Origin of the sequence: Microcoleus sp. EPA2 (genome assembly GCA_020882975.1) — a bacterium.
GTDB lineage: Bacteria > Cyanobacteriota > Cyanobacteriia > Cyanobacteriales > Microcoleaceae > Microcoleus.
Genome location: JAHRFD010000041.1, coordinates 1 through 3556, shown reverse-complemented (window position 1 = coordinate 3556; position 3556 = coordinate 1). Strand labels below are relative to the sequence as shown.

General features: G+C 45.9%; 3 protein-coding genes. 1 reads left to right on the top strand and 2 read right to left on the bottom strand.

The window, feature by feature from the left end; translation table 11 throughout:
• Positions 1-526: 526 nt before the first annotated feature.
• Both AAFP14_RS23945 and AAFP14_RS23940 read right to left on the bottom strand, forming a co-directional pair.
• A complete protein-coding gene (locus AAFP14_RS23945) occupies positions 527-1366 on the bottom strand; it encodes a metal ABC transporter permease (protein WP_341734692.1) in 840 nt (279 codons plus the stop codon).
• Between the two features lie 121 nt (positions 1367-1487).
• Positions 1488-2207 (bottom strand): metal ABC transporter ATP-binding protein, encoded by a 720-nt coding sequence (locus AAFP14_RS23940; protein ID WP_341734691.1) that lies wholly within the window; start codon positions 2205-2207, stop codon positions 1488-1490.
• Positions 2208-2296: 89 nt separating this feature from the next.
• Between AAFP14_RS23940 and AAFP14_RS23935 the strand changes: the two genes are divergently transcribed.
• Positions 2297-3310 (top strand): metal ABC transporter solute-binding protein, Zn/Mn family, encoded by a 1014-nt coding sequence (locus AAFP14_RS23935; RefSeq protein ID WP_341734690.1) that lies wholly within the window; start codon positions 2297-2299, stop codon positions 3308-3310.
• Positions 3311-3556: the final 246 nt, after the last annotated feature.

The following is a 3556-nucleotide window of genomic DNA, read 5'->3' as shown; positions in this document are numbered from 1 at the left end:
CACCAACGATCCAATGCGCGTTTGGGGCTGACCGGGCCGGCACGGGGGCGCGGCCCCTACAGAGAATGAAACAGCCCTGGGTAGTGCCTGTGAGTGCCTACCCTCTTCGTCCAAGATTTTGTATGTGTTTGGTGAGATTGGGGCCGGCACTCACAGGCACCGCCCCTACAAGAGAATGAAACAGCCCTGCCCCTGCTTACCCCTGCCACCAACGATCCAATGCGCGTTTGGGGCTGACCGGGCCGGCACGGGGGCGCGGCCCCTACAAGAGAATGAAACAGCCCTGCCCCTGCCCCCCCTTGGGGGGAAATGCTGGGAGAAGTCATATCAATTCCGGTTGTATCGGAATGATTTAACCGCGAAGGCGCTTATGACGCGAAGGAAGAGAAGAGAGAGTTTAATAATTCCGGTGAAGAGAGGATTTGGTATCACTCCCCAAGGGGGGAAGGAAGAAAGAACAAGGAACAAGGAACAAGGAATCGGTATAAAATTCGCCCAAGTATCTTAATAACCTTGGCGGTTGCTATTAATTTGCTCTCTTTCTGGTCAAAATCCCTTGACTGGGACTTAACAAAAAAGCTAGCAAAAATAAGCCAAAAATAACTAACACGATCGCCGGACCGGAGGGCATATTCAAATAATAGCTGAGATACATACCAGTCACGCTGGCTGTCATCCCAATAATTGCGCCCAATCCCATCATTAAATGTAACTCCTTCACCAACAAATATGCAGTAATTCCCGGCCCGATTAACAGCGCAATCACCAACAGCGCCCCCACGGTTTGCAAACTCGCAACAATCGTCAAGGTAATCGCTGAAATCATCCCTAAATAAATCCACTTTACAGGCAAACCGCTGGCCTGAGAACCCAGGGGGTCAAAGGTATAAAACAGCAGTTCCTTATAACAAACTTTCACCGCCACCAAAATTATTAATGTGGTGACAAAAGTTTGTTGCACGTCTGCTGGTGCAACGGATAAAATATTGCCAAATAAAAAACCGTCTAGGTCTAACTTGGTGGTTCGCAACAAACTAATCAGCGTGATGCTAATAGCTAAAAATGTAGACAAAATTAATGCCATAATTGCATCTATTTTGATTCGGGATTGGGACTGAATCCAGGCCATGATGCCAGCACTGATTATCCCTGATATAAACGCGCCGATCGCTATAGGGAAACCCAAAGCAAAAGCTACGGGCAATCCAGCTAGCACGGAATGGGCAATCATGTCAACCATCATGCCCATTTGCTGTACAATTAAATAGGAGCCGACCACCGCGCAGAGTATTCCGAGTAATACGCCGATCGCGATCGCATTACGCATAAACTCAAATTTCAAAGGCTCAATTAGCAAGTTTAACATTTATAGGATAAGGAACAACGCAGCAGGAAACAATACAGTCATAATCGATCGCCCAACTCTGCACAGGCGGAATGCCCCTGCTACCATTAATTTTACAGGTCAAAATAAATTTTCATCGACCTCAAACCGAAACCAAACTTAAATCATAACCATAGGCTTTATGAATATTAGCCACTGTCAGCACTTCTTTACAGGAACCTATCGCAATTAACTGTTTGTTCAATAACAATAAATTATCATACTGTTTTAAAGTTTCTCCTAAATCGTGACTAATTACTAGCAAAGTTTTATTGGCGGCTTTGAGTTCAGCAAAAACATCAAAAATAATCTCTTCAGTTGCTTTGTCAATGGCATTAAAAGGCTCGTCAAAGAAGAATAAATCGGCTTGTTGGGCGATCGCCCTTGCTAAGAAAATTCGCTGCTGCTGACCCCCTGAAAGTTCCCCAATTTGCCGATCGCGCAAATCCCACATTCCCACCCGCAACAAAGCAGTTTTGACCAATTCCTGCGACTGACGGGAGGGACTGCGAAACCAACCAGTCTGGACTGTGCGCGCCATCATCACCGCATTCCACACCGTAATCGGATAATCCCAGTCAATTTGCGATCGCTGCGGCACATAAGCCACCCGCCCCAACTGTTCCTTCAACAACCGCCCCTGATATTTTACCCTACCCCGACAGGCTGGAATCAATCCCAACATGGCTTTCACCATCGTACTTTTCCCCGCCCCGTTGGGCCCGAAGACTCCCGTTAACTGTCCCGATGCTAAATGGAAATTGATGTTGTTCAGGGCCGAAATTCCTCGATAATTGACAGCCAAGTCTTGAACTTCTAGCATAATTTGAGATTTTGAGAACGATTCTTGTTTCCAGCTACTACAATAGAATAGCTCAAAAAACCAATAATGATTATCGTTTCTGAAGTCTTATGTTCCAGAAGTTGACGGACAAAACCAGCAGAGTCAGCGTTGTGGCGGTTTTGGCGATCGCGCTAGGATTAGCTGGATGCAGTCAAAAGCCCCCAGCCAGCAATCCCGTAGCTGAGACTCCGGCGACCAATTTGCCAAAAGTAGTGGCCACTACGGGTGTTATTTGCGACATCACTAAAGAAATTGCCGCAAGTTCGATCGACACTATTTGTTTAATTAAACCCGGAGATGACCCCCACGCCTATCAAACCAAGCCCGAAGACCGTAAGGCCATTGAAACGGGCAATCTGATTTTATACGCAGGTTACGACCACGAACCAAGTATCATTAAACTGATCCAATCTACTACCAATTCTGCGCCCAAAATCGCCGTCCACCAACTAGCAGTACCCCAACCACTCATGGGCGAACACGAGCACGAAGCAGAACACGAAACCGCAGCCAAACCCCATGAAGCAGAGGAAAAAGTTCCTGACCCTCATGTTTGGCATAATGCTCAAAATGGCATTCGGATGGTGGAAGTAATTCGCGATGAATTAAAAAAAGTTGCTCCTAATAACGCTGAAATTTATACTACAAATTCCGCCAAATTAATAGCAGATTTACAAAAATTAGATACTTGGATTAAAGCTCAAATTGCGACAATTCCCCAAGCTAAACGCAAGTTAGTCACTACTCACGATGCTCTGAGTTACTATGCTAATGCTTACGGCTTCGAGGTAGCTGGAGCTTTGCAGGGTGTGACTACAGAAGAACAGCCCACAGCGGCTAGAATCGCCGAATTGTCATCAGAAATTAAGACGGCGGGAGTACCGACAATTTTTGTGGAAACTACGACTAATCCCAAGTTGATGGAGACTGTGGCGAGGGAGGCTAATGTCAAAATTTCCGACAAGGAACTCTACAGCGACGAGTTGGGTGCTCCTGGTAGTGGCGCTGATACCTATGAGGGGATGCTGAAAAGTAATACTTGTACGATTGTTTCCGGGCTTGGGGGAAATTGCACTCCTTGATGGATTTTCGGTATTTTCTGAATTGATATTAAATTTTAGGGTGCGTCATTTGAGTTTTTGGAACAATTTTTAGCGGTTCGGGAACTGACGCACCTTATCAATTGCCACCCTAGGAACTGGCTTACCAAAGAAATGGGTCTAAAGCCCCGTCCTTATAGGACGGCTTTAATTGTCCTTATTCTATCAGTCAGTCATGGTATAATAGAGCAAGTAAACAGCCAGTAAAAATGAAAGCAAGATACCAAT

Excerpts from the sequence above, each read along its gene's own strand:
- AAFP14_RS23945 (WP_341734692.1), bottom strand. The coding sequence starts at position 1,366 with ATGTTAAACTTGCTAATTGAGCCTTTGAAATTTGAGTTTATGCGTAAT.
- AAFP14_RS23940 (WP_341734691.1), bottom strand. The coding sequence starts at position 2,207 with ATGCTAGAAGTTCAAGACTTGGCTGTCAATTATCGAGGAATTTCGGCC.
- AAFP14_RS23935 (WP_341734690.1), top strand. The coding sequence starts at position 2,297 with ATGTTCCAGAAGTTGACGGACAAAACCAGCAGAGTCAGCGTTGTGGCG.